Consider the following 25,014-nt stretch of genomic DNA (forward strand, 5'->3'; position numbering starts at 1 on the left):
CAAGATTATCTTCAGGAAAACGCGGGTGCAACCAGGTGCAACCCTAAAATGTCGTGAATAAGGTGCAACTCGTCAGGCTGTCGTTTTCAGTGAGGGTCAAAGCGTCAGGCGAGGAAGGATTTGTTCTAAAAAAGAGCCTCATCTGCCCCATTAGGGAGCAAAAACGAGGCTTTGTCTGAAAATGCATACTTGGGTGCAACTTCACAGTGAAAAATGGTTGCACCGGATTTACGTTGTTGAATAGCATCTGCCGCCTGGGTGCAACCACCAACGATGTGGGTGCGCATGAGATAACAACAAACGCCAGGGCCAACACATGGGTAATCCCTTAACGATCACATTCGTGGTCTACATCGCAGCAATGGTGCTGATCGGCTTCGCTGCCTACCGCGCCACCAAGAACCTTTCCGACTATATTCTCGGCGGCCGCAGCCTCGGCAGCGTGGTCACCGCATTGTCGGCCGGTGCATCCGACATGAGTGGCTGGCTGCTGATGGGCCTGCCCGGCGCCATCTACTTCGCGGGTCTGTCAGAAGTCTGGATTGCCATCGGCCTTACCGTCGGCGCCTACCTGAACTGGCTGTTCGTCGCCGGGCGCCTGCGCGTGCAGACCGAGCACAACGGCGATGCGCTCACCCTGCCGGACTACTTCTCCAGCCGTTTCGAGGACAAGAGCGGCCTGCTGCGGATCATCTCGGCCATCGTCATCCTGGTGTTCTTCACCATTTATTGCGCCTCTGGCATCGTGGCCGGTGCTCGCCTGTTCGAGAGCACCTTCGGCATGTCTTATGAGACAGCGCTGTGGGCAGGGGCAGCCGCCACCATCATCTACACCTTCGTCGGAGGCTTCCTGGCCGTGAGCTGGACCGACACGGTCCAGGCGTCGCTGATGATCTTCGCGCTGATCCTGACCCCGGTGATCGTGCTGATCTCCACCGGCGGCTTAGACCAGACCTTCGCCGCGATCGAGGCCGTCAACCCGGCCCACTTCGACATGCTCAAGGGCGCCAGCTTCATCGGGATCATTTCGCTGATGGGCTGGGGGCTGGGCTACTTCGGTCAGCCACATATCCTGGCGCGCTTCATGGCGGCCGATTCGGTGAAGTCCATCGCCAAGGCGCGCCGTATTTCCATGACCTGGATGATCCTGTGCCTGGCCGGTACCTGCGCCGTTGGGTTCTTCGGCATCGCCTATTTCTCGGCCCACCCTGAGGTGGCCGGGCCGGTGAACGAAAACCACGAGCGCGTGTTCATCGAGCTGGCGAAGATCCTGTTCAACCCTTGGGTCGCCGGTGTCCTGCTGTCGGCCATCCTGGCGGCGGTGATGAGTACCCTGAGCTGCCAGCTGCTGGTGTGCTCGAGTGCGCTGACCGAAGACTTCTACAAGGCCTTCCTGCGCAAGAATGCCTCCCAGCGAGAATTGGTGTGGGTCGGTCGTCTGATGGTACTGGCCGTGGCCCTGATCGCCATCGCCATGGCTGCCAACCCTGAAAACCGCGTGCTGGGCCTGGTGGCCTACGCCTGGGCGGGCTTCGGTGCTGCGTTCGGCCCTGTCGTGCTGATCTCGGTGCTGTGGAAGGGCATGACGCGCAATGGCGCGCTGGCCGGTATCGTGGTGGGTGCACTGACCGTGATCCTGTGGAAAAGCTTCGACACCATGGGGCTGTACGAAATCATCCCTGGCTTCCTGTTCGCCAGCATCGCCATCGTCCTGGTGAGCAAGCTGGGCCGTCCTTCGCAGGCGATGGTGAGCCGCTTCGAGACGGCTGATGCGGCGTATCACGCTGACAAGTGACAGCGCCAAGGCGCGCTGCTAGCTGAAAGACGGGCCCGCTCCTGCAGTGTCCGCACGGCCTTCAAGGGTTCGTGCTGCACTGCGGTAGCGGGTTCGTTGTTTTCTGACGACCGTCAGGCCTGACGTCGTTTGCCAGGCAGGGTAAACTTGCGCTCTGCGCAGGAGTTGCCATGAACTATCGTCACGCCTTCCATGCCGGCAACCATGCCGACGTTCTCAAACATATCGTGCTGACCCGCCTCATCGCCCTGATGTCGCGCAAGGAGCAACCGTTCGCCTACCTCGACACCCATGCCGGGCTGGGGCTGTACGACCTCAAGGGTGACCAGGCGAGCCGGACCGGTGAGTACCTCGAGGGGGTCGCGCGGCTGTGGAACCGTGACGACCTGCCGGCCATGACCGCCGATTACCTGCGCGTCATCAAGCGTCTGAACGCAGACGGCGAGCTGCGCTACTACCCAGGTTCACCTGAATTGGCGCGTCGCCTGATGCGTCAGCAGGACCGCGCCTTGCTCAACGAGAAGCACCCGGAGGACGGGCCGCTGCTCAAGGAAAACATGAAGAAGGATCCGCGCGTGTTCGTGCACCTGGGCGAGGGCTGGCACGTGCCGCGCGCCTTGTTGCCCGTGCAGGAAAAACGCGCGGTCATGCTCATCGATCCGCCGTTCGAGCAGGCCGATGAACTCAAGCGTTGCACAGCCGCGATGAAGGAAGCCATTGGTCGGATGCGCCAGACGGTGGCGGCCATCTGGTACCCCATCAAGGACCAGCGCTCGCTGACCCGTTTCTACCAGGACCTTACCAGCACTGGGGCGCCCAAGCTGCTGCGCGTCGAGCTGTATGTGCATCACCAGGACAGCCCGCAAGGCCTCAATGGATCTGGGCTTGCCATCGCCAACCCGCCTTGGGGGCTGGAAGATGAACTCAAGGAGCTGCTGCCCTGGCTCGCCCGGGAGTTGGCGCAGACCGAAGGCAGCTATCGCATGGACTGGCTGATCGCCGAATAAGGCCGCCCCGGCGAGGCTGCTCCACACAGGCCGCGTGACGCCTGAGTGAGTAGCCCCACAGAGCGTGGAGCGGCCTAGTCAGCGATGGGCCGCAAAGTGGCCCCAGGGTTTCAGCTTCGCAGCGCGTAGTGCAGGGGCCGCTTTGCGGCCCATCGCGGCGCTAGGCCGCTCCCACAGTGACCGCGTGATGGACAAGTTGCGCGGTTGCCGTGCTTGTGGAGTTTGTGCCGTGGCCGAAGGCGTAGCCTTTGCAGAGGCATGCGTACGCTGCGCTTTGCGTTATAATCCCGCCTTTTAGCCGCCACCCGCCCACCGGGCCGCTGGCGCATCTCTACCGAATGAAGAGGCCTATCCCTTGGCATTGACGATTCTTGGCCTGTCCGGCGCCCTCAGCCATGACCCTTCCGCGGCCCTGTACATCGACGGCAAGCTGATTGCCGCCGCCGAAGAAGAGCGTTTCGTGCGCGACAAGCATGCGAAAAACCGCATGCCCTACGAATCGGCGAAGTTCTGCCTGGAACAAGCCGGCATCAAGCCCGCCGACGTCGATGTCATTGCCATCCCGTTCGCGCCCATCAGCCTGTTCGGCAAGGCGCGCTGGCACTACGCCAAGCGCTACTGGTACGCACCGGACCGCGCCCTCGACGCGATCCTGATGGGCAACCGCCGCTACAAGCGCTACCGCAAGAAGATCGTCTGGTGTCTGGAGCAGCTGGGCTTCGACCCGAAAAAGGTCAAGATCGAGCCCGTGGAACATCACTTGGCTCATGCCTCCAGCGCCTACCACTGCTCGGGCTTCAAGGAAAAGACCGCGATCCTGGGCATCGACGGCAAAGGCGAGTACGCCACCACCTTCTTCGGCTACGGCGAGAACGGCAAGATCCACAAGATCAAGGAGTTCTTCGATCCGGATTCCCTGGGTGGCCTGTACGGCGCTATTACCGAATTCCTCGGTTTCGAAATGCTCGACGGTGAGTTCAAGGTCATGGGCATGGCGCCGTACGGCGATGCCAGCAAATATGACTTCTCGCGCCTGGCCAGTTTCGAAAACGGCGAGTTGGTGATCAACACCGATTACGCCAACGTCATCGGCTTGCGTCGCTACAAGGAAAAAGGCAAGGGCTTCTACTTCTCGCCCAAGCTGATCGAGTGGCTGGGGCCCAAGCGCGAAGGCGACATCGCCGACGAGCCGTACATCCATTACGCAGCCAGCATGCAGGCGCTGTTCGAGAAGATCGCCCTGCAGATGATCGACCACTACCTGGGCGATACCCTGCGCGAAACCGGCAAGCTGGCGTTCGCCGGCGGTTGTGCGCTGAACGTGAAACTCAATCAGAAGATCATTGCCCGTTCCGATGTGAAGGAGCTGTTCGTGCAGCCGGCCTCCGGTGACGCCGGTACGGCAGTGGGCGCGGCAGCCTACGTGTCCCACGCCCGCGGCGTGCCGGTCGAGAAGATGGAGCACGTCTACCTCGGCCCGTCCTACTCCAACGAAGATGTGATCGCGGCCTGTGCTCGTCATCCCAACGCCCCGAAATGGCGCAAGCTCGACGACATGCCGCAGCGCATCGCCAAGATCATGGTCGATGGCAACCCGGTGGCCTGGTTCCAGGGCCGCATGGAGTTCGGCCCGCGTGCCCTGGGTGGTCGCTCGATCATTGGCTGCCCGAGCGTGCCGGGCGTGGCCAACCGCATCAACGAGCAGATCAAGTTCCGTGAGCGCTGGAGACCCTTCTGCCCGTCCATGCTCGATACGGTCGCCCCGCAAATGATCAAGGTCGACCATCCGGCGCCATTCATGACCTTCACCTTCGAAGTGGCTGAAGAATGGAAAACCCGCGTGCCAGAAGTGGTCCATGAGGACGGCACCTCCCGTGCCCAAGTGCTCAAGCGCGAATACAACCCGCGCTACTACGACATGATGAAGGCGCTCGAAGACCTGACCGGCAATGGCGTCTCGCTGAATACCTCGCTCAATCGCCGGGGTGAACCGATGATCTGCTCGCCGACCGATGCCCTGAACATGTTCTTCGGCTCGGATCTGCAGTACCTGATCATGGAAGACATCCTTGTCGTCAAGGACGGCGCTGCCGCCTATGAACAGCCGCTCTGAACCGCGCATCCTGCAGTTCTGCCATGGCTATGACGGGCCTTTCCTGGATTGTGCCCGTCAATACGCCAGCCTGTTCGAGGGCAGCGGCTACAAGGTTACGACCGTGTTTCTGACCGGCGCAGCCGACCCGCAGGTGGCGGCCGGCTGTGCGTCGGATGAAGTGCTGTTTCTGGAGTTCAGCTCCAAGGCGGTCCGTGGCCTGAAGCTTGGCGCGATTCGGGCGTTGCGCAAGGTCGCGGCCCAGCGCAACTTCGCGTTCTGCATAGCTCACCGCTTCAAGCCGATCTACGTCGCCTTGCTCGGTACCCGGTTACCGGTGATAGGCGTGCACCATGCCTTTGGCGACTATGAGCGCAAAGGCCGGCGCCTGTTCGCCAACCTGTTCAGCAAGCGCTTGAGCCTGCTGGGTGTATCCGACGCAGTGCGCGACGACATGCGCCGCTGCCTGGCGCAGTGGCCCGCCGAGCGCATCCAGACGCTGTACAACCGCATCGATATCGCGGCCCTGCAAGCTGCCCTGGTGCCGCGTGCCGAGGCACGCGAAGCCTTGGGGCTGGATGCGCAGACCTGGGTGGTGGGCAACGTCGGTCGGTTGCACCCGGACAAGGACCAGGCCACCTTGCTGCGCGGCTTTGCCCAGGCATTGCCGGCATTGCCGGGTGGTGCGCGCCTGGCCATCCTGGGCAAGGGCCGCCTGGAACCCAAACTGAAGGCCCTGGCCCGCGAGCTGGGCGTTGCCGATCAGGTCGACTTCCTGGGGCAGGTGCCCGATGCGCGTCGCTATTTCCAGGCCTTCGACGTGTTCGCCTTGAGTTCCGACCATGAGCCTTTCGGCATGGTCCTGCTCGAAGCCATGGTCGCTGGCGTCCCGGTGCTGGCCACGGCCTGTGGCGGCGCGCGGGAAGTGGTCGAGGGTGTCGGCATGCTGTTCCCACTGGGCGAGGCCAGCCAGCTGGCGCAAGGCCTCGAACGCATGGCTGCGCTGGACGACTCGCAACGCCAGGCGTGCGCCGAGCATATGCTCGAACGCCTGCGCGAGCGTTTCTCGGACCAGGCGGTGCGCGATACCTTCTGGCAACTGCCCCAGGTTCGCGCGTTGGTGGGGGCCTGATGTTCAACCATGTAAAAGCCCTGCGCGAGCGTGGCTGGCAAGTCATTGACGCGCAAACCTATGCCCAGGCCTGGGCGCGTTTCGGCGGCAGTGTCGCCACTCATCCCCTGGTGGTCTCGCAGTTGGCGGACCTGGCGCAGATCCCCGTGCGTTACCTGGCCTGGCACCATGGCGGGGAGCTCAAGGCGGCCATTCCCACCTGGGGGCGCCACCTGGCGCTGTCCAAGGACGTGCTCAAGCGCAGCGGCAAGAAGGCGTTGTTTGACCTGGGCAATGCCGAAATCATCCTGCCGGCGGCGGCCGACGCCGCTGCGCCGCTGCGCCATGGCGCACGCTACCTGTCCGAGCTGAACCAGGGCCGCTTTGTTGGTCTCAAGGCGCAGAAAGAACAGCTGGCGATGGCCCGTGCGCCCGAAGACCTGTCGAAGAAATTCCGTTACAACCAGCGCCGTGAGCTGCGGTTACTGGAAGAAGCCGGTGGCGTGGTGCGGCCGATCAGCGACTTCGATGCCGCTACCATCGCCGCCATGTATTGCGACCTTTTCCAGCGTCGCTGGGGGTTCGCAGCCACCGGCGCCGAGCGCATGGGCGACGTGATCGCGCGGCTGCGGGACCTGCTGATCGGCTCGGTCCTGCTGCTCGAAAACAAGCCTATCGCCATCCAGCTGGTGTACCGCGTCGAGGCGCCTGAGTGGATCAGCGTCGAATACGTCAATGGCGGCGTCGACCCCGAGACCAAGGCGTTCAGCCCCGGCAGCGTGTTGAGTTTCCTCAACACCCAGGCCGCCTGGGAAGACGCCCGCGCGCGCAACAAGCCATTGCGGTTCTCGTTCGGCCGTGCCGACCGCGAGTACAAGGACCGCTGGTGCCACCCCGTGCCGGTGTACCAGGCGTGAGCCGCAAGCAGCAGTTGCTAAAGCGCCACCGGCGCAACAAGCGCCTCGCGCTCCTGGTGGCCGTGGCGGCGTTGATTGCGCTGGGTTTGGTCACCTGGTGGCTGCCGTTGTTGCTGCTGCCGCTGCTTTGGGTGGCCCACGAGGCATGGCTGGCCGATCACCTGTTCTACACCCCGGCCGACGACTACACCTACGCCTTCGATGAGGCCGATGAAGTGGCGGGCGTGAGCTTGAAGGACGGCCGCTTGCAGCTACCTGCATTGCCCGTCGCAGAAGGCGCCACGTGGGTGCTGCAGGTTGAGCTGCGTTGCGCCCTGCTGGGCAGGTTTCTTGACCCCGGCGTGTCCATCGAAGGCGCAGGTGGCGAAGACCTGCAGGTGTTCGAGCGCGGTGTTCGCGGCAAGCGCTACCTCAACCTGACTGGGCTCGACACGGCGCTGCGTCAGGGCCAGATCACCTTGCGCGGGCGCTTCTGCCGGCTGGTGGGCCAGCCGCGCCTGTGGATGTTCCAGCAGCCAGACCTGCGTCGTAAGCGGGTGATGGTCATCGCGCCCCATGCCGATGATGCCGAACTTGCCGCCTACGGCCTGTACAGCCAGGCAGACGAAGCCTGGATCGTGACCCTGACCGCTGGCGAAATCGAGGCCGAGCACTACCAGGCCATGGGCCTGTCATCTGTCGAGGCTGCGCGCCTCAAAGGGCGCTTGCGCGCCTGGGACAGTATCGCGGTGCCTCGCTGGGCAGGCGTTGCGCAAGAGCGCTGCGTGCAGTTGGGCTATTTCTGCCTGCAATTGCCGGCCATGCGGCAGGCACCGACGACCCCCTTCGGCTCGCGTGAAGCGGACATGGCCGACACGCGCCCCTTCCGTACCCTCAACGCGTTGCCTCTGCCCGGCGACGACGGCGTCCCGACTTGGCACAACCTGCTGGCCGACGTGCGCGCGTTGATACAACAGGCGCGTCCGGAAGTGATCGTGATGCCGCACCCGGTGCTCGATCCGCACCCTGACCACGTGGCTGCCCAGCAAGCCCTGCAGGAAGCGTTGCAGGGCCTGCCGTGGCAACCCGAGATCCTGCTGGGCTATGCCAATCACCTGCACGACAACGACCGCTGGCCCATGGGCGACAGCGGTGCAGGCGTGGCCTTGCCGCCGGTCACCCACGCGTTGTCGGTCGGGCAGCCGTGCACCTTGGTGCTGGACCGTCCTCTGCAACTGGACAAGGCCATGGCTCTGGGCATGATGCACGACCTGCAGCCCCGCCCGCCCTTCAAGCGCCGAGTGCGACGGGTGATCCAGCGCTGGCTGGCAGGCCGGCGCAGTTCGCCTTACGGCGAGAACGAATTTTTCCGCAAGGCCGTGCGTCGCCACGAGCTGTTCTGGGTTCTGACGGACCGCCACCAGGGTGTACATCGGGAAAACGTATGAAGCGTTTCAAAGTCCTGCAACTGCAACCGGACTACAACATCAAGCAGCACGATTTCGCCGACCTGGCCGAGCAGATCTTCAAGGCGCTGCCAGCGGATCGGTTCGAAACGACCATGGCCTTTCTCAAGGGCCGGCCTGCGCCTGGCCAACCGGTCAGCCGCGCCGACCATTCGGTGTACTTCGACTTCAGCGACAGTGCGCTCAAGGGCATGCGTCTCAAGGCCTTGTGGCAGCTCTACCGGTATTGCCGGCGCGAACGCTTCGACGTGGTGATCTGCAACCGCTTCAAGCCTGTGAACATGCTGTTGCAGCTCAACCGCTGGTTGAAGATCCCGTTGTGCATCGGCATTTCCCATGGCTTCGGCGAGTACGACCGCGCCTACCGCCGTCGTCAGACCCAGCGCCTGATCGACGGGCATTGGCAGTTCGTAGGCGTGTCGCCGGCAGTCAAGCAGTACCTGCTGGATTGCAGCTGCGGCTTCACCGATGCCAACACCCACGCCATCACCAACGCCATCGACACGGATCAGGCCCAGGCGTTGCAGCTGGACAAGGCCGAGGCCCGTACGCAACTTGGCCTGGCCCAGAACGTTCGCATGGTCGGGGCGCTGGGCCGCCTGGTGCCGGTCAAAGGCCATACCTACCTGATCCAGGCGTTTGCCGCCCTGAAGGACAAGTACCCCACCGCGCAGCTGGCGATCATCGGTGCTGGTCGTGAGCAGGCGCGCCTGCAGGCTGAGATCGATCGCCTGGGGCTGACGGGCAGGGCGCACCTGCTGGGCTTTCGTGACAACGCCCTGCGCTACGTCCGTGCCTTCGACATCTGGGCCATGCCATCGCTGGCCGAAGGCCTTGGCCTTGCCCTGCTCGAAGGCATGAGCGGGCGCTTGCCGGTCATCGCCAGCGACGTGCCGGCCATGTTGCCGCTGATTACCGGCGCGGGCGGCGAGGTGGTCAAGCCCGCGGACGTTGACAGCCTGACCACGGCCCTGGACCGCTACCTGGCGCTGGATGACGCGGCGTTGCATGCCAAGGGCGAGCAGGCCTACCACTACCTCAATCAACACCACGACATCGACGTGTTCCGTGAGCAATACCTGGCGCTGATCGAGTCGGGCTTGGCTGCCAAGGAGCCGAAATGAGTGCGGACCCAACCCTGGTCACGGTGATCATTGCATCGTACAACCATGGCCCTTACATCGAGCAGAGCATTCTCAGCGTATTGAACCAGACCTACCCGCACATCGAGCTGCTGGTGGTGGACGACGGCTCGACCGATGACAGCGTCGAACGTATCGAGCGCCTGCAGGCGCAACATGGCTTCGATTTTCGCGTGCAGCGCAACAAAGGCCTGACCCACACGCTCAACGAGGCCATTGCGCGGGCCAGGGGCACGCTGATCGCGCCGTTCGGGTCCGACGACATCATGATGCCGGATCGCATCGCGATCCAGGTCCAGTACATGGCCGACAAGCCCGAAGTGGGTATCTGCGCTGGCAACATCGAGCTCATCGATTCCCAGGGTGAGCTGTTCCCCGAAGCGCGGCAGCGCCGCGAGGTTCCGTTCAGGCGCCTGGACTTCGAGGACATGTTCCTGGAACGCAAACCCTACCCACCTGCGCCCACGCTGCTGATCCGCCGCGAGGCGCTGGAGAAGGTGGGCGGTTTCGACCCGGATATCCGCCTGGAAGACCTGCTGATCGAACTGAAGGTGACCCATGCCGGGTACTTCATCGATGGCCTGAGCGTGGTCATGGCGCGCTACCGCAAACATGCCAGCAACTCGTACAAGAACCACCGATTCATGATCGACAACATCCTGCGTACCTATGCCAAGTTCAAGGATCACCCGGCCTACGAGCAGGTCAAGTTCAAGGCGCTGAACTCGATGTTCCTCAAGGTGGCCAACCGTGACCGCAAGCTGGCCCGCGAACTGCTGGCGCAGATTCCACTGCGCGCCTATACGCGCAAGACCTGGCGCGGGCTGGGGCGGTTGTTCTTCTCGCCCTTGGAAAAGGGCTGAAGGGCCATGGGCTGGCTATCGCGCTACCGGGAAAAACGGGCCAAGCGGGCGATTCGCAAGCTGCCGGCCATCGAGCGCGGGCAGGCGCGATTTGCCGCGCGTTACCCCCAGTACGCTTTCGGCGTGGGCAGCTATGGCGTGCCCGAGGTGCATGACTGGCAAGAGGGCACGACGCTGCGCATCGGCGCCTATTGCTCGATTGCCGAAGGCGTGCAGATTTTCCTTGGCGGGCATCATCGGGCCGACTGGGTCACCACTTACCCATTCCCGGCCATGCTGCCCGAGGCATCGGTCATAGAGGGCTATGCCTTCAGCCGCGGGGATGTGACCATCGGCAACGACGTGTGGCTGTGCTCCAACTGCACGATCCTGTCGGGGGTGAACATTGGCAGTGGCGCCATCGTGGCCGCTGGGGCCGTGGTGACGCGGGATGTACCCGCTTACGCGGTGGTCGGCGGCAACCCGGCCAGCGTCGTGCGCTGGCGATTCCCGGAAGCGGTACGCGTGCAACTGCTGGCCAGCGCCTGGTGGGACTGGCCACCTGCCGAGATTGCCCACGTGGTGGGCAAGCTGTGCAGCGATGATATCCAGGCGTTTCTCGCCTATGCCGAGCAGCGCGCCTCAGGCCTGGCGGGTCGAACCTGACTTCAGGTTGTCAGGCTTGGTCTGCCGGCGCTGGGCCAGGCGCTTGCCCAGGGCGATCCCCGGCTTTTCCAGTATGAGGAACGTGGCGCTGCTCAAGACCACCAGGACGGTGCAGGCGATGGCGATCACGGCCATGAATGCCCCGTGGTCGTCGTAGGTGAACCCGTAAGAGGGGTAGAGGCGATAGGCGAGCCACCACAGCACCAGCCCATGGAGCAGGTAGAGGCTGTAACTGATTTCACCCAGCCAGCGGGCACTGCGCAGGGCCAGGGCGCCCAGCAGGTCGTTGCCCGAGACGATGATGCAGAACACGAGGCTCAGCAGCAGCAGCGGGAATACCGCGAAGGTCTTGTGCAGCACTGTCATCACCAGCACCAGCAAGCCGATGGCCATCCAGGTGCCGTACCTGCCCTTGGCCCATTGCACCAGCCTCGGGCTGCGTACCCAGTACACCGCCGCAATGCCGCCTGCAAAGCTCATCAGGTATTTCTTCTTCAGCGCATGTTCCCAGCCCACGAGCTTTGCCAGCAGGTACAGGGCGACCACGCAGGCAATGGCCCTCAAGAGCGTACCGCGGTAGACGAACATCAGGCCCAGCAACGGCAAGGCCAGGTAGAAGTAGATTTCGTAGTTCAGGGTCCAGGTCACGTTCGAGATCAGGTTGCCGGTGCCGGCCAACTGGTTGATGTCGGGACGGTGGAACAGCAGCCAGGCTGAAAGCTGTTGTGCCAGCGCGGTCGGCGTATCCAGCAGCTCCCAGCCTTGCAGATAGAACACCGTCACAAGCACCGCAGCCAGCAGGCCGAAATACAGGGGGTACAGGCGCATGACCCGGGAAATGGCAAAGGCCCGCCAATCGAAGGCGCGGCCCTGGCGAACCAGCCTGCTCCAGAACAGAAACCCGGTGATCATGAAGAACAGGGCGACGCTCGCTTGCCCGATCTGGGCAAAGAAGCGCTCCGGTGGCATGTTGATCTGGCCAGTGTGCTGGTAATGCCAGGCAATGGCGGCATGGTGGATGAAGACCCCCAGTGCCAGGTAGCCCCTCAAGCCATCGAGGGTGGCCCAGCGCCCCGCCACCGGCTCCAGATGGCGCGCCACCCAAGGGCTGCGCAGCAGCAGCCCTGCCAGCAACAGGGCCAGGCCGAACACCAGGAAACTGAGCAGCGGCGCGAGGTAGCCCATGTCAGCGATCCGCTCCAGGGGCCAGTTCGAGCTTCTGGCGCAGGGCGTGGCTCATGGTCTGGCTGGCCGCTGCACTGTAGCCCTCCAGCAGGGCCTGGACGTTTTCCTCGAACAGCCACTGCTTGTCTTCGGCGTAGCGCTGCATGTGGCGCAGGTTGCGCTGGCGCAGGTCTGCCGACAGTGGCGAAGGCAGCAGGCGCATGTCGGCAAGGTCGATCAGGCCAAATTCGCCGTTGTCCATCAGCAGTACGTTGCCCAGGTGCAAGGACCGGAAGTAGACGCCTTGCTGGTGCAACTGACCCATGAACCGCCCCAGCCGCTGCACCAGGGCCTTGCGTGCTGCCAGCGAGGGGCAGGCCTGCAGCGCCTGGCGCACGGTCTGGCCTGCCAGGGGGATGTAGCGCACCCCCTGGGTGCCATCGGCGTAGTTCAGCAGTTCCACGACGGGGGGCGTGGGAATGCCTTCGAGTGCCAGTTGCTGGCTGTTTCTGGCAAAGCGGCGCGCGTAGGGGTAGAAGGCGCCGGCGGTGTACCAGGCGCGCGGGCGGAACAACTTCAGGAAGCTGCCATCTTGCAGGAGCAGGACCTTGGGCCCAAGCCCGTCCTCTTCGATGATGCGGGCACCCTCATGCAGCTGCCTGGCCTGCGCCTCGCTCAAGCGAGCGCGGTTGGCCGCCACCAGCCTGCCGCCCCGGCGGGCGATGTTCAGCCCGGCGACCAGTGCCAGCGGAATCCACAGCAGGAACCAGTGCTCCTTGGGCCGCGACAGGATACCGCCGCCCTCGGTCAGGCCCGCACCAATGCCGAACACCAGCAGTGCCGAGGCCATCTGCAGGGCAGGGTGGGTGCGGTACGTCCAGCCGCTGTAAAGCGCGTAGAGGATCATGCCCAGCCACGGCAGCAAGCCCAGGATGCCCACGTAATACAGCACGCCCATGACGAAACTGTGGGGCTCGCTCAGCAGGTAGCCCACGCCGACATCGATGGACAAGGGCGCGTCGTAGCCGTGGCCAATCAGCGGGTGCTGGAGGAACAGGTCCCAGGTAATGCGCCAGATATCGAAACGGTACGAGTCGCCGCGCGCCATGATCAACTGCGGGTCCACCACCAGTACTGCGGCGATGAACAGCGGAGCGGCCAGGAACAGGGGGATCGAACGACGGTCCAGGCACAGCAGGGCGATCCAGTTCACCGCCAGGGTCATGGCCACCAGGGGCGTGCGGGAACCGGTGGCCACCACCGCGGCGAACATGACCGCAAAGGCCGCCATGCACAGCGACACGGTCAGCGCCCGCTTGCCGTTGACCGCCATCCACAGCCAGTAGGTCCCGAAGAAACCGTACAAGTGCGAGCTGAGCAGCGGGTTATCCAGAGCGCCTGCGCCGATCAGCCGGCTGCCTGGCGTGTAGGTGAGCATGAACGTGGTCAGGTCCCGCAGCGTGGCCAGCAGCGCCAGTAGCGCAGCCCCCAGGAAAAGGCCCTTGAGCGCCTCGGGCCGGTAACGCAGCATCAGCCCGGTGCCCAGGAACAGCATCAGGGTGTGCAGGGGCCGCTTGATCAGGTTGTCCGCCTGCGCCGCCGAGGGTGACCAGCTCAGGCTGAGGATGGCGTAGCCGGCGAAGGCCACGAACAGCCACAGCAACGGTTCACGAAACAGGGTTTTCAGTTCACGAGGCCGGACACATAGCGCCAGCAGGGTCGGGATGCTGAAAAGGCCGTAGTACAGCTTGTGGTGCAGGCTGCGTTCGGGCAGGAAGAACAGGGCACCGAGCAGCGCCAGCATGCCGGCCGGCAGCAGCCACAGGCACACGAAATCGAAAAAGCGGTTGCCGGCGTTGTGTAGGCTGCTTGGGAACATGGAGAAAGAGGGCCCAGGTCGAAAGAACGGGCAATGTTACCCCAGCTTTGCGCGCATTGCTGCTGGTAAGCGGCGGGGGCCGAGTGGTCCGACGTCGCTGCCAACGTGTGGTAAAGTCAGCACCCCATTTTCAGCATGTTCCGTGATATGACAGACGCCAACGGCTCTCAGAGCCCATCGAGCATGAAGATCTATTTCCGTCTACTTGGCTATGTCCGACCCTACATCGGCGTGTTCCTGCTGAGTATCCTGGGCTTTCTGATCTTTGCTTCGACCCAGCCAATGCTGGGTTACATCCTCAAGTATTTCGTCGACGGCCTGTCCAACCCGGATGCCTCGCTGTTTCCCAACGTCCCGCACCTGCGCGACCTGAACCTGCTGCACACGGTGCCGGCGCTGATCATCATCATCGCCGCCTGGCAAGGCCTGGGTTCGTTCCTGGGCAACTACTTCCTGGCCAAGGTCTCGCTGGGCCTGGTTCACGACCTGCGGGTGCAGCTGTTCAACAACCTGCTGAGCCTGCCCAACCGCTACTTCGACCAGAACAACTCCGGGCACCTGATTTCGCGCATCACCTTCAACGTGACCATGGTCACTGGGGCGGCTACCGACGCCATCAAGGTGGTCATTCGCGAAGGCATGACGGTGGTGTTCCTGTTCGGCTCGCTGCTGTTGATGAACTGGCGCCTGACGCTGGTGATGCTGGCCATCCTGCCGCTGATCGCCTTCATGGTGGGCCGTGCCAGCAAGAAATTCCGCAAACAGAGCAAGAAGATCCAGGTTGCCATGGGCGACGTCACCCACGTGGCGTCCGAGACCATTCAGGGCTACCGCGTGGTGCGCAGCTTCGGCGGCGAGGCCTACGAGCGCCAGCGCTTCCTCAAGGCCAGCCAGAGCAACACCGACAAGCAGCTGCGCATGACCCGTACCAGCGCCATCTACACGCCCCTGCTGCAACTGGTGATCTACGTTGCCATGGCCGTGCTGATGTTCCTGGTGCTGTACCTTCGTGGCGATGCCTCGGCAGGCGACATGGTGGCCTACATCACCCTGGCCGGCCTGCTGCCCAAGCCGATTCGCCAGCTTTCGGAAGTGAGCTCGACCATCCAGAAGGGCGTGGCCGGTGCCGAGAGCATCTTCGAGCAGCTCGACGAGCAGCGAGAAGTGGACACCGGTACCGTCGAGCGCGATGCGGTCAGCGGGCGCCTGGAAGTGCGCAACCTCAGCTTCACCTACCCCGGTACCGATCGCCAGGTGCTGAGCGACATCAACTTCACCGTCGAGCCTGGGCAGATGGTCGCGCTGGTGGGCCGCTCCGGCAGCGGCAAGTCCACCCTGGCCGGCCTGATTCCACGCTTCTACCACCACAGCAGCGGCGAGATACTGCTCGATGGCGTGGAAATCGAAGACTTCAAGTTGCTCAACCTGCGTCGACACATCGCCCAGGTCAACCAGCATGTGACCTTGTTCAGCGACACCATCGCCAACAACATTGCCTACGGTGACCTGGCCGGGGCGCCGCGTGCCGACATCGAAGCGGCGGCTGAGGCAGCCTTCGCCAAGGATTTCGTCGATCAGCTGCCCAAAGGTTTCGATACCCAGATCGGCGAAAACGGGGTGTTGCTCTCCGGTGGCCAGCGCCAACGCCTGGCCATCGCCCGCGCGCTGTTGAAGAACTCGCCACTGCTGATCCTGGACGAAGCGACCTCGGCCCTGGATACCGAGTCCGAGCGGCACATCCAGGCTGCGCTGGACCGCGTGATGCAGGGGCGCACCACGCTGGTGATCGCGCATCGCCTGTCGACCATCGAGAAGGCCGACCAGATCCTGGTCATGGATCAGGGCCGTCTGGTGGAGCGGGGCACCCATGCCGAGCTGCTGGCCGCCAACGGTTACTATGCGCGCCTGCATGCCATGGGCCTGGATGAGCCGGCCAAGGCCGACATCACCTGATCCTACCTGCCAAGGGGCCTCGGTGCCCCTTCTGTTTCGGGGTACTCCTCAGCGCGAACTGGCCCTAAAGCCGCCAGCCGCGCTGTGCTAATATCCCGTCCCTGTTCACTATTGTCATATGGGTTGCCCATGAAGTTGTCCATGCCGCGTTTCGATCAAGCCCCGGTACTGGTGGTCGGCGATGTCATGCTCGACCGCTACTGGCATGGCGGTACGTCGCGTATTTCGCCGGAAGCGCCAGTGCCGGTGGTCAAGGTCGATCAGATCGAGGATCGCCCAGGCGGTGCGGCCAACGTGGCCTTGAACATCGCCGCACTGGGCGCGCCGGCGTCCCTGGTGGGCGTCACCGGGCAGGACGAAGCTGCCGACAGCCTTTCCAACAGCCTGCAGGCGGCAGGCGTGCGTTCGGTCTTCCAGCGCATTGCGCATCAGCCGACCATCGTCAAGCTGCGGGTCATGAGCCGGCACCAGCAGCTGCTGCGCATCGATTTCGAAGAATCCTTCGCCACCGACCCGGTGTCGCTCAGCGCAGAAGTCGACGGTTTGCTCGAAGGCGTCAAGGTCCTGGTGCTGTCGGACTACGGCAAGGGCGCGCTGAAAAACCACCAGGCGCTGATCCAGGCCGCACGGGCCAAGGGCATCCCGGTGCTGGCCGACCCCAAGGGCAAGGATTTCTCCGTCTATCGCGGGGCCAGCCTGATTACCCCCAACCTCAGCGAGTTCGAGAACATCGTTGGGCGTTGTACCGACGAGGCGGAGCTGGTTGCCAAAGGTTTGCAGCTGCTCCAGGAGCTGGACATGGGCGCCTTGCTGGTGACCCGTGGCGAGCACGGCATGACCTTGCTGCGCAATGGTCATCCGCCCCTGCACCTGCCAGCCCGTGCACGTGAAGTGTTCGATGTGACCGGCGCAGGCGATACGGTGATCTCCACCCTTGCCGCCGCCATTGCCGCCGGTGAAGAGCTGCCCCAGGCAGTGGCCCTGGCCAACCTGGCGGCGGGTATTGTCGTCGGCAAGCTTGGTACTGCGGCGATCAGCGCGCCGGAACTGCGCCGCGCCATCCAGCGCGAAGAAGGGTCCGAGCGCGGGGTGCTGGGCCTTGAGCAATTGCTGGTAGCGATCGACGATGCCAGGGCACACAACGAGCGTATCGTGTTCACCAATGGCTGCTTCGACATTCTGCATGCGGGCCACGTGACCTACCTGGAGCAGGCGCGCGCTCAAGGCGATCGCCTGATCGTGGCGGTCAACGACGATGCATCGGTCAGCCGGTTGAAGGGCCCGGGCCGGCCGATCAACAGCGTCGATCGCCGCATGGCCGTGTTGGCAGGCTTGGGCGCAGTGGACTGGGTGATCAGTTTCTCCGAAGGCACCCCAGAAAACCTGCTGAGCCAGGTCAAGCCGGATGTGCTGGTCAAAGGCGGCGACTACGGCATCGATCAAGTGGTTGGCGCCGACATCGTCAACGCCTATGGCGGCACCGTGAAAGTGCTGGGGTTGGTCGAAAACAGCTCCACCACTGCCATCGTCGAGAAGATCCGCAAGCACTGACAGGGCAGGGCTGCGTGGCAGCCCTTGTTGCGGCGGCGCCAGCGGCGGCGCGCTGCATGCCCGCTTCGCTCAGGGCTTGTGCAGCGAGGTACGCGCCCGCTTGAGCAGCGCTCGGGCCTTGGCACCGAACCGTTGCAGGTGGGAGGCTCGGGCAGGCTTGGGTTCAACCAGGCCTTGTTGACGCACCCAATCCTTCCAGCGTATCCGTTCCTCGTTGACCACCCAGCCCTCCTGCCGGGCGAAGCTTTCGGCCAGGTACAACCCCCGTGTGCTGGCCGGCACCAGTTCGTCTTTCTTCAGGGTATACAGCTCGGCCAGGGGTTGGCCGTCCTGTAGCGGCATCAGGTACAGGTCCGGGCGCTTGCGGTTCAGCCGCGCCACCAACTGGTCGCCCTCAAGACGTTCATCCACATGGAACAGGCTGAGCTTCTTGGCCTCCCTGGGCACTTGCAGGCGCATGTCGTAGATCAGTTGCAGCGAAGCGGTCGGCAGGTGCACGTAGGCACGGGGCCGCTCCAGCAGGACCAGGTTGCCGCAGTGGACCGGGCGGGCGGCACCGGACTGCGGGGTCAGTTGAAAATGCGGCGTTTCTCGGTAGTGCAAGGCTGCCGCATAGGGCACAGGTAGCCAGGTGTCGTTGAAGCGGCCGCCCAGCCAGCCCTCTGTGGTTTCCAGCAGGCATTCCTCGGCTACTTCCTGCACGGCGGTGTGCAATGGCAGGTTCAGTTCCTGAGCGGGCACGTAACCTGAGATCAGCTTTAGCACCACGTCGCCGCGGTCTTGGCGCCGTTGACGCACCAGCACCCAGTAGTCGCGGTTCTGCCAGCTCAGCGTCAGGCGCACCGACACACCCAAGTTGGCAAGCTCGACCACGAACCGCTGGGGATCTGCCACCGCCACCGGTTTGCGACGTTGTTGGGTCTGGGCGAAATTGAGGGGCATGCCAGTGCCCTGGTAGAGAAGGCTTTCGGCCGTGGCCTCGACATGCAGCGGCAGCGTCTTGAAGTTGCTCGGGTTCTTGCGTATCAGCGTTCGCGCCACGTTGCTCCTCCTTGCGACGGCTCGCCCGGCGCGTGGCCAGGCAGACTCAATGCTGGCCCAGGATTCGGGCGACGGTGGCCACGTTATGGGCCAGGTGCAACGGGTTGATGGTGCCCACGATAGCACTGCTGACGCCAGGGTGGGCGAAGAGCAGCTCGAAGCTGGCACGGACCGGGTCGACGCCGGGTGCCAGGCAGGCATGGCCGCTGGCCAGGGCCTTTTTGACCAGGATGGCCTTGCCGTGCTGCGCAGCGTAGTCGAGTACCGGGCGCTCTGCCTGTTCGTTCAGGTTGAAGGTGACCATGGCGCAGTCGCCTTGCTCCAAGGCCTTCAAGCCTCCGGCTACAGTCTTGCCTGAAAACCCGAAGCCCAGGATCTTGCCTTCACGCTTGAGCGTGGCCAAGGTCTCATACACCGCCTGCTGCTCGAGGATGGCCAGGTCATTACCGTCGGAGTGCACCAGCACCAGGTCGATGCGGTCGGTTTCCAGCCGGCGCAGGCTGCGCTCCACCGATCGGCGCGTGTGGGCCGCGCTGAAATCGAAACGCGATTGACCGGCGTCGTATTCCTCGCCCACCTTGCTCACCAGCACCCAGGCATCGCGCTGACCCCGCAGCAGCGGGCCAAGGCGCTCTTCACTGCGGCCATAGGCCGGAGCGGTATCTAGCAGGTTGATGCCCAGGTCGCGGGCCTGGCCAAGCAGCAGCCTGGCTTCATCGTCGCCGGGGATGGTGAAGCCTGAAGGGTATTTCACGCCCTGGTCCCGGCCAAGCTTGACCGTGCCCAGCCCCAGGGGCGAAACCTGCAAGCCCGTGCTGCCCAGGGGGCGGTGCAAACCGTGGAGAGTTGGCAAGCTCATGGCAGGAGGGTCTCCCATGCAGGCTGGCCCAGCGGCGGGCGCGGCAAGTCGGTCAGGTCGGCCTGGGCCTGAGGTTGCACGGCGTCGCGTTGCAACTGGCGGATAACCCGGTCGCTGAAGTCAGGTGCCAGGGCCAGCTTGGTAGGCCAGCCCACCAGCAGCCGTTGCTGTTCGGCAAGAAACGCATTGTCCGGGCGCACCAGGCCGGACTGGGCAGGCTCGGCACGGTCCACTCGCAACGTGGCCCAGTGCAACTGGCTTTGATCCACCCAGGGCAGCAGGCTGGCCACTTCTTTCTGCGCGGCGGCGATCTGCGCGGCCGGCTCGCGGGCCACGCCATCGGCTTCGGCCAGTTCGCCGCCCAGGTACCACACCCACTGTCCGTCGGCGGCCGGGTGGGTGGTGACCGTCATCCGCGGCTTGGGGCCTGCGCCCAGGCAATGGGCATAAAGTGGCTTGAGGTTGGCTCCCTTGACCATCACCATGTGCAGGGGGCGGGTTTGCATGGCGGGCTGCTCGAGCCCCAGTGCCTGCAACAGGTCCGCGATGCCGGCGCCCGCGCTGAGCACGATGCGCTGGGCGCGGATGTCACGCCCGTCCACACGCAGGCCCACCAGCTCGCCCTCGTCGCGCAGCGGCTCGATGCGTTCGCCCGCCAGGAGGCTGTCACCGGCCAGTTCGGCCAGGTTGGTCAGCAGGCTGGGCACGTCGATCACCAGTTCGGCCAACCGATAGACCTTGCCCTTGAAGGCACGGTCCTGCAACGCCGCAGGCAATTGGTCGCCTTTGACCTGATCCACCCGGCCGCGCACCGCCTTGCTGGCGAAGAAGCTGGTGAGATTGCCGGCCAGGGTGCCTGGAGACCACAGGTAGTGCGCATCGGACAGCAGGCGCGTATGGCGCAGGTCCAGTTCGCCGTTGCCCGCCAAGGCTTCGCGCCAGCGGCGCGGCATGTCGGCAATCGCCTCCGAGGCGCCGGTCAGCGCCCCATGCAGCGCGTACTTGGTGCCGCCATGGATGATGCCCTGGGACTTGAGCGTCTGTGCGCCGCCTACCGTGGCGCGCTCCACCAGCACTGTCGAATAACCCAGGCGGCGCAAGCGGGCATTGAGCCAGAGGCCTGCGACCCCGGCGCCGACGATCAGCACGTCAGTGGAAATGGCAGATGGCATGGCGATACCTCGAAAACTGGGACAGCTGGCAAGTATACAGGCTCAGGGTCGGATGCACGGGCTGGCGTGCGCCACGCATCCTGACGCTGCTGCCACGGCCCGGCTCAGTGCCCCGTGGTCTTGGAGAACAGCTGAATCACCACCACGCCGCCGACGATCATCGCCATGCCGAGCATCGCCGGGATGTCCAGTTTCTGCCCATAGAGCACCAGTGCCGCCACGCTGATCAGCACGATACCCAGCCCCGACCAGATCGCGTAGGCGATGCCCACCGGGATGCTGCGCACCACCAGCGTCAGCATCCAGAACGCGATGGCGTAGCCCGCCACCATCAGCAGCAGAGGCAATGGGGTGCTAAGGCCTTTGACAGCCTTCATGGAGGCGGTGGCGACGACTTCGGCGCAGATGGCAATCGCGAGGTAGGTGTAGGCATTCATGGCGGTTCTCCAGTGGATGGGCGCATTCTAGGCCGTACTCGAATGCGGTAAAGTCATTACCTATCTGGTAAGGAGATAGGTGAATGGCCGAGCAATGGAGTCTGGATCAGTTGCGCACGTTCATGCGCGTGGCTGAGCTGCGTTCGTTTTCTGCCGTTGCGCGCGAACAGCACAAGGCTCAATCAGCGGTCAGCAACGCCATCGCCCTGCTCGAAACGGACCTTGGGGTCACCCTGTTCGAACGCAGCAGTGGGCGCCAGCCGAAGCTCACCGCAAACGGCGAAGCGCTGCTTGCCGATGCCCGCGAGCTGCTGCGCCAGTGCGAGCGTCTGGATGGGCGGGCCTTGGCGTTGATGCGTGGCCAGGAAGCACTGCTGCGGGTGGCGCAGGATGAGGCGATGCCGTATCAGCCTGTCATCGACAGCCTGGATGAGTTGGCAACCCGTTACCCCTTTCTGGAAGTTCAACTGGCCAGCGGCGCGCAGGGCGACGTCGCACGCAAGCTGGTGGAGCGGCGTGCCGACCTGGGGTTGTTCTTTCACCATGAGCGCATACCGGCGTCGCTGGAACGGCGGGCCTTGGGTAGCGTGGAAATGGTCACGGTCTGCGCCGTCGGCCACCCCTTGGCGCAGGCCGGCCGGGCGGACCGACAGCAACTGGCACGCCATCGCCAGCTGCTGATCACCCCCCAGCAGAGCGGTTACCCGGGGGGTGAGGCGATCAGCCCACAGGTGTGGCGGGCCGACAGCTTCTATGCCATGGCCGAACTGCTGATGCGCGGGCTGGGCTGGGCCTGGCTGCCGCGGCATGTGGTGCAGTACCCCACCTATCAGGCGCACATGGTGGAGCTGGCCAGCGACTGGCGGCCACCGGCGCTGGTGGTGGAGCTGGCCTGGCGTCGGGACGAGCCATTGGGCCCGGCCGCGCAGTGGCTGGCCGAGCGTTTTGCAGTGCATTTGCGTGCGATCGGGTAAACTTCGCCGCCATGAACAGAACTCTCTACACCTTGCTGTTTCACCTTGCCCTGCCACTGCTTGCACTTCGCCTGTACCTACGCGCGCGCAAGGCGCCTGCCTACGGGCGCCGTATCGACGAGCGCTTTGCCATCAAGCTGCCGACGATGCGCAAGGGCGGCATATGGGTCCATGCGGTTTCCGTAGGCGAAAGCATCGCAGCTGCCCCCATGGTGCGCGCACTGCTCAAGGCCTACCCTGAGCTGCCGATCACACTGACGTGCATGACGCCCACCGGTTCGGAGCGCATTGGCGCCCTGTTCGCCGATGAGCCGCGGGTCCAGCATTGCTACTTGCCATACGACCTGCCGTGGGCGGCGGGGCGCTTTCTCGACCATGTGCAGCCAAGGCTGGGCGTGATCATGGAAACCGAACTCTGGCCCAATCACATCCATCAATGCGCCAGGCGCGGTATTCCCGTGGCGCTGGCCAATGCGCGCCTGTCCGAACGCTCGGCCCGTGGCTACGGGCGGTTTGCCAGGCTGACCCGGCCCATGCTGGCCGAAATGAGCCTGATTGCCGCGCAGACCGAGGTGGAGGCGCAGCGCTTTCTGGCACTCGGCGCGCGTGCTGCCTGCGTGCAGGTCACCGGCTCCATCAAGTTCGACCTGAAGATCGATGAGCAGCTGGTGCCGCGCGCCCAGGCTTTGCGCCAGCAATGGGCCGCCACTTCGCGCCCGGTGTGGATTGCCGCCAGCACACACGACGGCGAAGATGCCCTGATCCTCCAGGCACACCAGCAGTTGCTGCAGGTGCATGGGGATGCGTTGCTGATCCTGGTGCCCCGGCATCCGGAGCGCTTTGACGCGGTTCATGCCATCTGCAGTCAGCAGTTTGCCACGGTGCGTCGCTCTACCGGGCTACCGGTGCTTGCCCAGACCCAGGTGCTGCTGGGCGACACCATGGGTGAATTGCTGTTCTTGTATGCCCTGGCCGACATGGCGTTCGTCGGTGGCAGCCTGGTGCCGACCGGCGGGCACAACCCGTTGGAACCGGCAGCCCTGGCGCTACCGGTGCTCATGGGGCCGCACGTGTTCAACTTCCTCGAAATCAGCGCCATGCTGCGCGAGGCGGGTGCGTTGCAGCAGGTCGATGACGCTCAGGGGTTGGCCGGTGCCGTGCAACGGCTGGTCGAATTACCGCAAGATGCCCGGCGCATGGGTGAGGCGGGTAGGGCGGTGATGAGGGCCAACCAAGGGGCGCTGCAGCGCTTGCTGAAGGGGTTGGGAAGGCTGATGCCCTGAGCGCTCACTGTCGGGGCGATGGTTGCGGTTGGCGTGATCAGGGCCGCTTTGCGGCCCATCGCCGGCAAGCCGGCTCCCCCAGATGAGGCTGCCCGTCCTCAGGGCTTACGCTCGAAATTCTTCGCCGCCGCTGCCGCCAGGTCCGGTGGCAGGAAATCCTTGTCCGGGTTGTAGTCGGGTTTCAGGTAGCGCTTGAGGTCCTGCAAGTCTTGCGGGCTCAGCGTGCCGGCCGCCTGTTTCAGGCTCAGGTTGTCGAGGATGTAGGCGTACCGGCTGTTGTTGTAGTCGCGCACCGAGGTGTACAGCTGGCGCTGGGCGTCGAGCACATCGACGATGTTGCGGGTGCCCACCTGGTAGCCGATTTCGGTAGCCTCGAGCGCGCTCTGGTTGGAGATGATCGACTGCTTGCGCGCCTGTACCTGTTCGACGTCGGTGTTCACCGCACGGTGCAGGTTGCGGGTGTTCTCCACCACCTGACGGCGCAGGCTTTCGCGCTGCTGTTCGCTCTGGCTGAGGCGCTGGTAGGCTTCGCGTACCTGTGAACTGGTCAGCCCGCCGCTGTAGATGGGAATGTTCAACTGCAGGCCAACGGTGGTCTGCTCCACGTCGCCACCATAGCGAACACCCAGCGGCGATGGATTGCTGAAGCCCAGGTTGTCGTTGTCACCCTTCTGGTATTTGGCCACGGCATCGACGGTCGGGGCGTGACCGGCCTTGCGCTGACGCAACGTTTCTTCCGCCGCGGACACCGCGTAGTTGGTCGCCAACAGGTTGAGGTTCTGCCGGCCGGCGGTTTCGACCCAGGCCTTGGCGTCGTTGGGCACGGGCACCTGCACCGGCAGGCTGTGGACCACACCCTGGATAGCGGTGTACTCCCGATTGGTCAGGGTGACCAACGCCTGGAAAGCATCCTGCACCTGACGGTCGGCGATGATGCGGTTGGCGCGGGCCGTGTCATAGCTGGCCTGGGACTGCAGCACGTCGGTCTTGTCCGAAAGCCCCACGTCGAAACGTTCGTTGGACTGGTCGAGCTGACGCTTGAGGGCCGCTTCCTCGGCCTTGCTGGCCGCCAGGTTGTCCTGCGCACGCAGCACCGCAAAGTAGCTTTGCGCAGTCTGCAGGATCAGGTTCTGCTCGGTGGCAGACAGCTCCAGCGCGGCCTGTTCGTTGACGGCCTCGGCCGCTTGCAACTGGAACCAGCGGTCAGCGCGGAAGATGGGCTGGGCCAGGGTCGCGCTCCAGGCATTGCCGCTGCGGTTGGATGTGATCGACGGCTCGTCGAGCTTGGTGCGGGTGCTTTGCATCTCGGCACCGGCCGACAGGTTGGGCAGCAAGCCGGCACGGGCCTGGGGCACGATTTCGCGGCGCGCGCCGTAGTCGGCGCGGGCGGCTGCCAGGTCGGCGTTGTTCTCTACCGCTTCCTGGTAAACGCTCACCAGATCGGTTTTCACCGTTGCCGGTACGTCCGCCGCCCAGGCCATCGTATGGGACGCACAAGACACGGCCAGGGCCAGTGAGAGTTTGCGCAGCATAGGGGCAATCCTTGTACGAAATGTAATTACTGAACTGTTGAGTTTTGCTTGATGACGCAGTGTAGTGCCACGCGCTCCGGGCAACAATCACCCTGATGCCGTTGATCATTCCCGGGATTGCTCGCTTGGCTTTGCCGGCAACTCCAGTCTAG

20 protein-coding genes are annotated in these 25,014 nt (G+C 64.1%); 13 read left to right on the top strand and 7 right to left on the bottom strand.

Features of this window, described 5'->3' with window-relative positions; translation table 11 throughout:
- Window positions 1–316: 316 nt before the first annotated feature.
- From putP to NMB38_RS01985, 9 genes are all read left to right on the top strand, one after another.
- Entirely contained in the window at window positions 317–1,795 is a 1,479-nt protein-coding gene (gene putP, locus NMB38_RS01945) for a sodium/proline symporter PutP (protein WP_027913994.1), read from the top strand.
- Window positions 1,796–1,965: 170 nt separating this feature from the next.
- Window positions 1,966–2,802, top strand: a complete 837-nt coding sequence (locus NMB38_RS01950; RefSeq protein WP_027913993.1) for a 23S rRNA (adenine(2030)-N(6))-methyltransferase RlmJ — start codon at window positions 1,966–1,968, stop codon at window positions 2,800–2,802.
- Window positions 2,803–3,157: 355 nt separating this feature from the next.
- Window positions 3,158–4,915, top strand: coding sequence for a carbamoyltransferase family protein (locus NMB38_RS01955; RefSeq protein ID WP_027913992.1), 1,758 nt, complete (start codon window positions 3,158–3,160; stop codon window positions 4,913–4,915).
- Entirely contained in the window at window positions 4,899–6,026 is a 1,128-nt protein-coding gene (locus tag NMB38_RS01960) for a glycosyltransferase (protein WP_345956519.1), read from the top strand. The genes NMB38_RS01955 and NMB38_RS01960 overlap by 17 nt, the downstream gene beginning before the upstream one ends.
- A complete protein-coding gene (locus NMB38_RS01965) occupies window positions 6,026–6,922 on the top strand; it encodes an antimicrobial resistance protein Mig-14 (protein ID WP_028687918.1) in 897 nt (298 codons plus the stop codon). Before NMB38_RS01960 ends, NMB38_RS01965 begins: the two co-directional genes overlap by 1 nt.
- On the top strand, window positions 6,919–8,349 hold the full coding sequence (locus tag NMB38_RS01970) for a PIG-L deacetylase family protein (protein ID WP_132578077.1): 1,431 nt from the start codon (window positions 6,919–6,921) through the stop codon (window positions 8,347–8,349). The genes NMB38_RS01965 and NMB38_RS01970 overlap by 4 nt, the downstream gene beginning before the upstream one ends.
- Complete coding sequence (locus NMB38_RS01975; RefSeq protein ID WP_028687917.1) at window positions 8,346–9,491, top strand: glycosyltransferase; 1,146 nt, start codon at window positions 8,346–8,348, stop codon at window positions 9,489–9,491. Before NMB38_RS01970 ends, NMB38_RS01975 begins: the two co-directional genes overlap by 4 nt.
- Entirely contained in the window at window positions 9,488–10,372 is an 885-nt protein-coding gene (locus tag NMB38_RS01980; protein WP_028687916.1) for a glycosyltransferase, read from the top strand. Before NMB38_RS01975 ends, NMB38_RS01980 begins: the two co-directional genes overlap by 4 nt.
- A gap of 6 nt (window positions 10,373–10,378) precedes the next feature.
- Complete coding sequence (locus NMB38_RS01985) at window positions 10,379–11,017, top strand: CatB-related O-acetyltransferase (RefSeq protein WP_028687915.1); 639 nt, start codon at window positions 10,379–10,381, stop codon at window positions 11,015–11,017.
- On the opposite strand, the gene NMB38_RS01990 is transcribed toward NMB38_RS01985, so the two are convergent.
- Both NMB38_RS01990 and NMB38_RS01995 read right to left on the bottom strand, forming a co-directional pair.
- Window positions 10,994–12,202 (bottom strand): acyltransferase family protein, encoded by a 1,209-nt coding sequence (locus NMB38_RS01990; RefSeq protein ID WP_027913986.1) that lies wholly within the window; start codon window positions 12,200–12,202, stop codon window positions 10,994–10,996. The genes NMB38_RS01985 and NMB38_RS01990 overlap by 24 nt on opposite strands.
- A gap of 1 nt (window position 12,203) precedes the next feature.
- Window positions 12,204–14,060: an O-antigen ligase family protein gene (locus tag NMB38_RS01995; protein WP_345956521.1), complete on the bottom strand. Its 1,857-nt coding sequence runs from the start codon at window positions 14,058–14,060 to the stop codon at window positions 12,204–12,206.
- 147 nt (window positions 14,061–14,207) lie between these two features.
- Between NMB38_RS01995 and msbA the strand changes: the two genes are divergently transcribed.
- The gene (gene msbA / locus NMB38_RS02000) at window positions 14,208–16,013 is read left to right on the top strand and encodes a lipid A export permease/ATP-binding protein MsbA (protein WP_027913984.1); all 1,806 of its coding nucleotides are present in this window, start codon (window positions 14,208–14,210) and stop codon (window positions 16,011–16,013) included.
- A 129-nt stretch (window positions 16,014–16,142) separates the two neighbouring features.
- On the top strand, window positions 16,143–17,564 hold the full coding sequence (gene hldE, locus NMB38_RS02005; RefSeq protein ID WP_027913983.1) for a bifunctional D-glycero-beta-D-manno-heptose-7-phosphate kinase/D-glycero-beta-D-manno-heptose 1-phosphate adenylyltransferase HldE: 1,422 nt from the start codon (window positions 16,143–16,145) through the stop codon (window positions 17,562–17,564).
- A gap of 69 nt (window positions 17,565–17,633) precedes the next feature.
- Here the strand turns inward: hldE and NMB38_RS02010 are convergent, their stop codons facing one another.
- The 4 genes from NMB38_RS02010 to NMB38_RS02025 form a co-directional block, all read right to left on the bottom strand.
- Complete coding sequence (locus NMB38_RS02010; RefSeq protein ID WP_027913982.1) at window positions 17,634–18,605, bottom strand: hypothetical protein; 972 nt, start codon at window positions 18,603–18,605, stop codon at window positions 17,634–17,636.
- 46 nt (window positions 18,606–18,651) lie between these two features.
- Entirely contained in the window at window positions 18,652–19,464 is an 813-nt protein-coding gene (locus tag NMB38_RS02015; RefSeq protein WP_027913981.1) for an aldo/keto reductase, read from the bottom strand.
- A complete protein-coding gene (locus tag NMB38_RS02020) occupies window positions 19,461–20,636 on the bottom strand; it encodes an NAD(P)/FAD-dependent oxidoreductase (protein ID WP_027913980.1) in 1,176 nt (391 codons plus the stop codon). The genes NMB38_RS02015 and NMB38_RS02020 overlap by 4 nt, the downstream gene beginning before the upstream one ends.
- 104 nt (window positions 20,637–20,740) lie before the next feature.
- Complete coding sequence (locus NMB38_RS02025) at window positions 20,741–21,073, bottom strand: DMT family transporter (RefSeq protein WP_027913979.1); 333 nt, start codon at window positions 21,071–21,073, stop codon at window positions 20,741–20,743.
- 83 nt (window positions 21,074–21,156) lie between these two features.
- Here NMB38_RS02025 and NMB38_RS02030 point away from each other — a divergent pair, with 83 nt between their 5' ends.
- The gene (locus NMB38_RS02030; RefSeq protein ID WP_196128357.1) at window positions 21,157–22,047 is read left to right on the top strand and encodes a LysR family transcriptional regulator; all 891 of its coding nucleotides are present in this window, start codon (window positions 21,157–21,159) and stop codon (window positions 22,045–22,047) included.
- 11 nt (window positions 22,048–22,058) lie between these two features.
- Window positions 22,059–23,330: a lipid IV(A) 3-deoxy-D-manno-octulosonic acid transferase gene (waaA, locus tag NMB38_RS02035; protein WP_110606947.1), complete on the top strand. Its 1,272-nt coding sequence runs from the start codon at window positions 22,059–22,061 to the stop codon at window positions 23,328–23,330.
- Between the two features lie 98 nt (window positions 23,331–23,428).
- Here the strand turns inward: waaA and NMB38_RS02040 are convergent, their stop codons facing one another.
- Window positions 23,429–24,862: a TolC family outer membrane protein gene (locus tag NMB38_RS02040; RefSeq protein WP_023532888.1), complete on the bottom strand. Its 1,434-nt coding sequence runs from the start codon at window positions 24,860–24,862 to the stop codon at window positions 23,429–23,431.
- Window positions 24,863–25,014 lie beyond the last annotated feature (152 nt).

It is taken from the genome of Pseudomonas sp. FBCC-B35 (assembly GCF_059133755.1).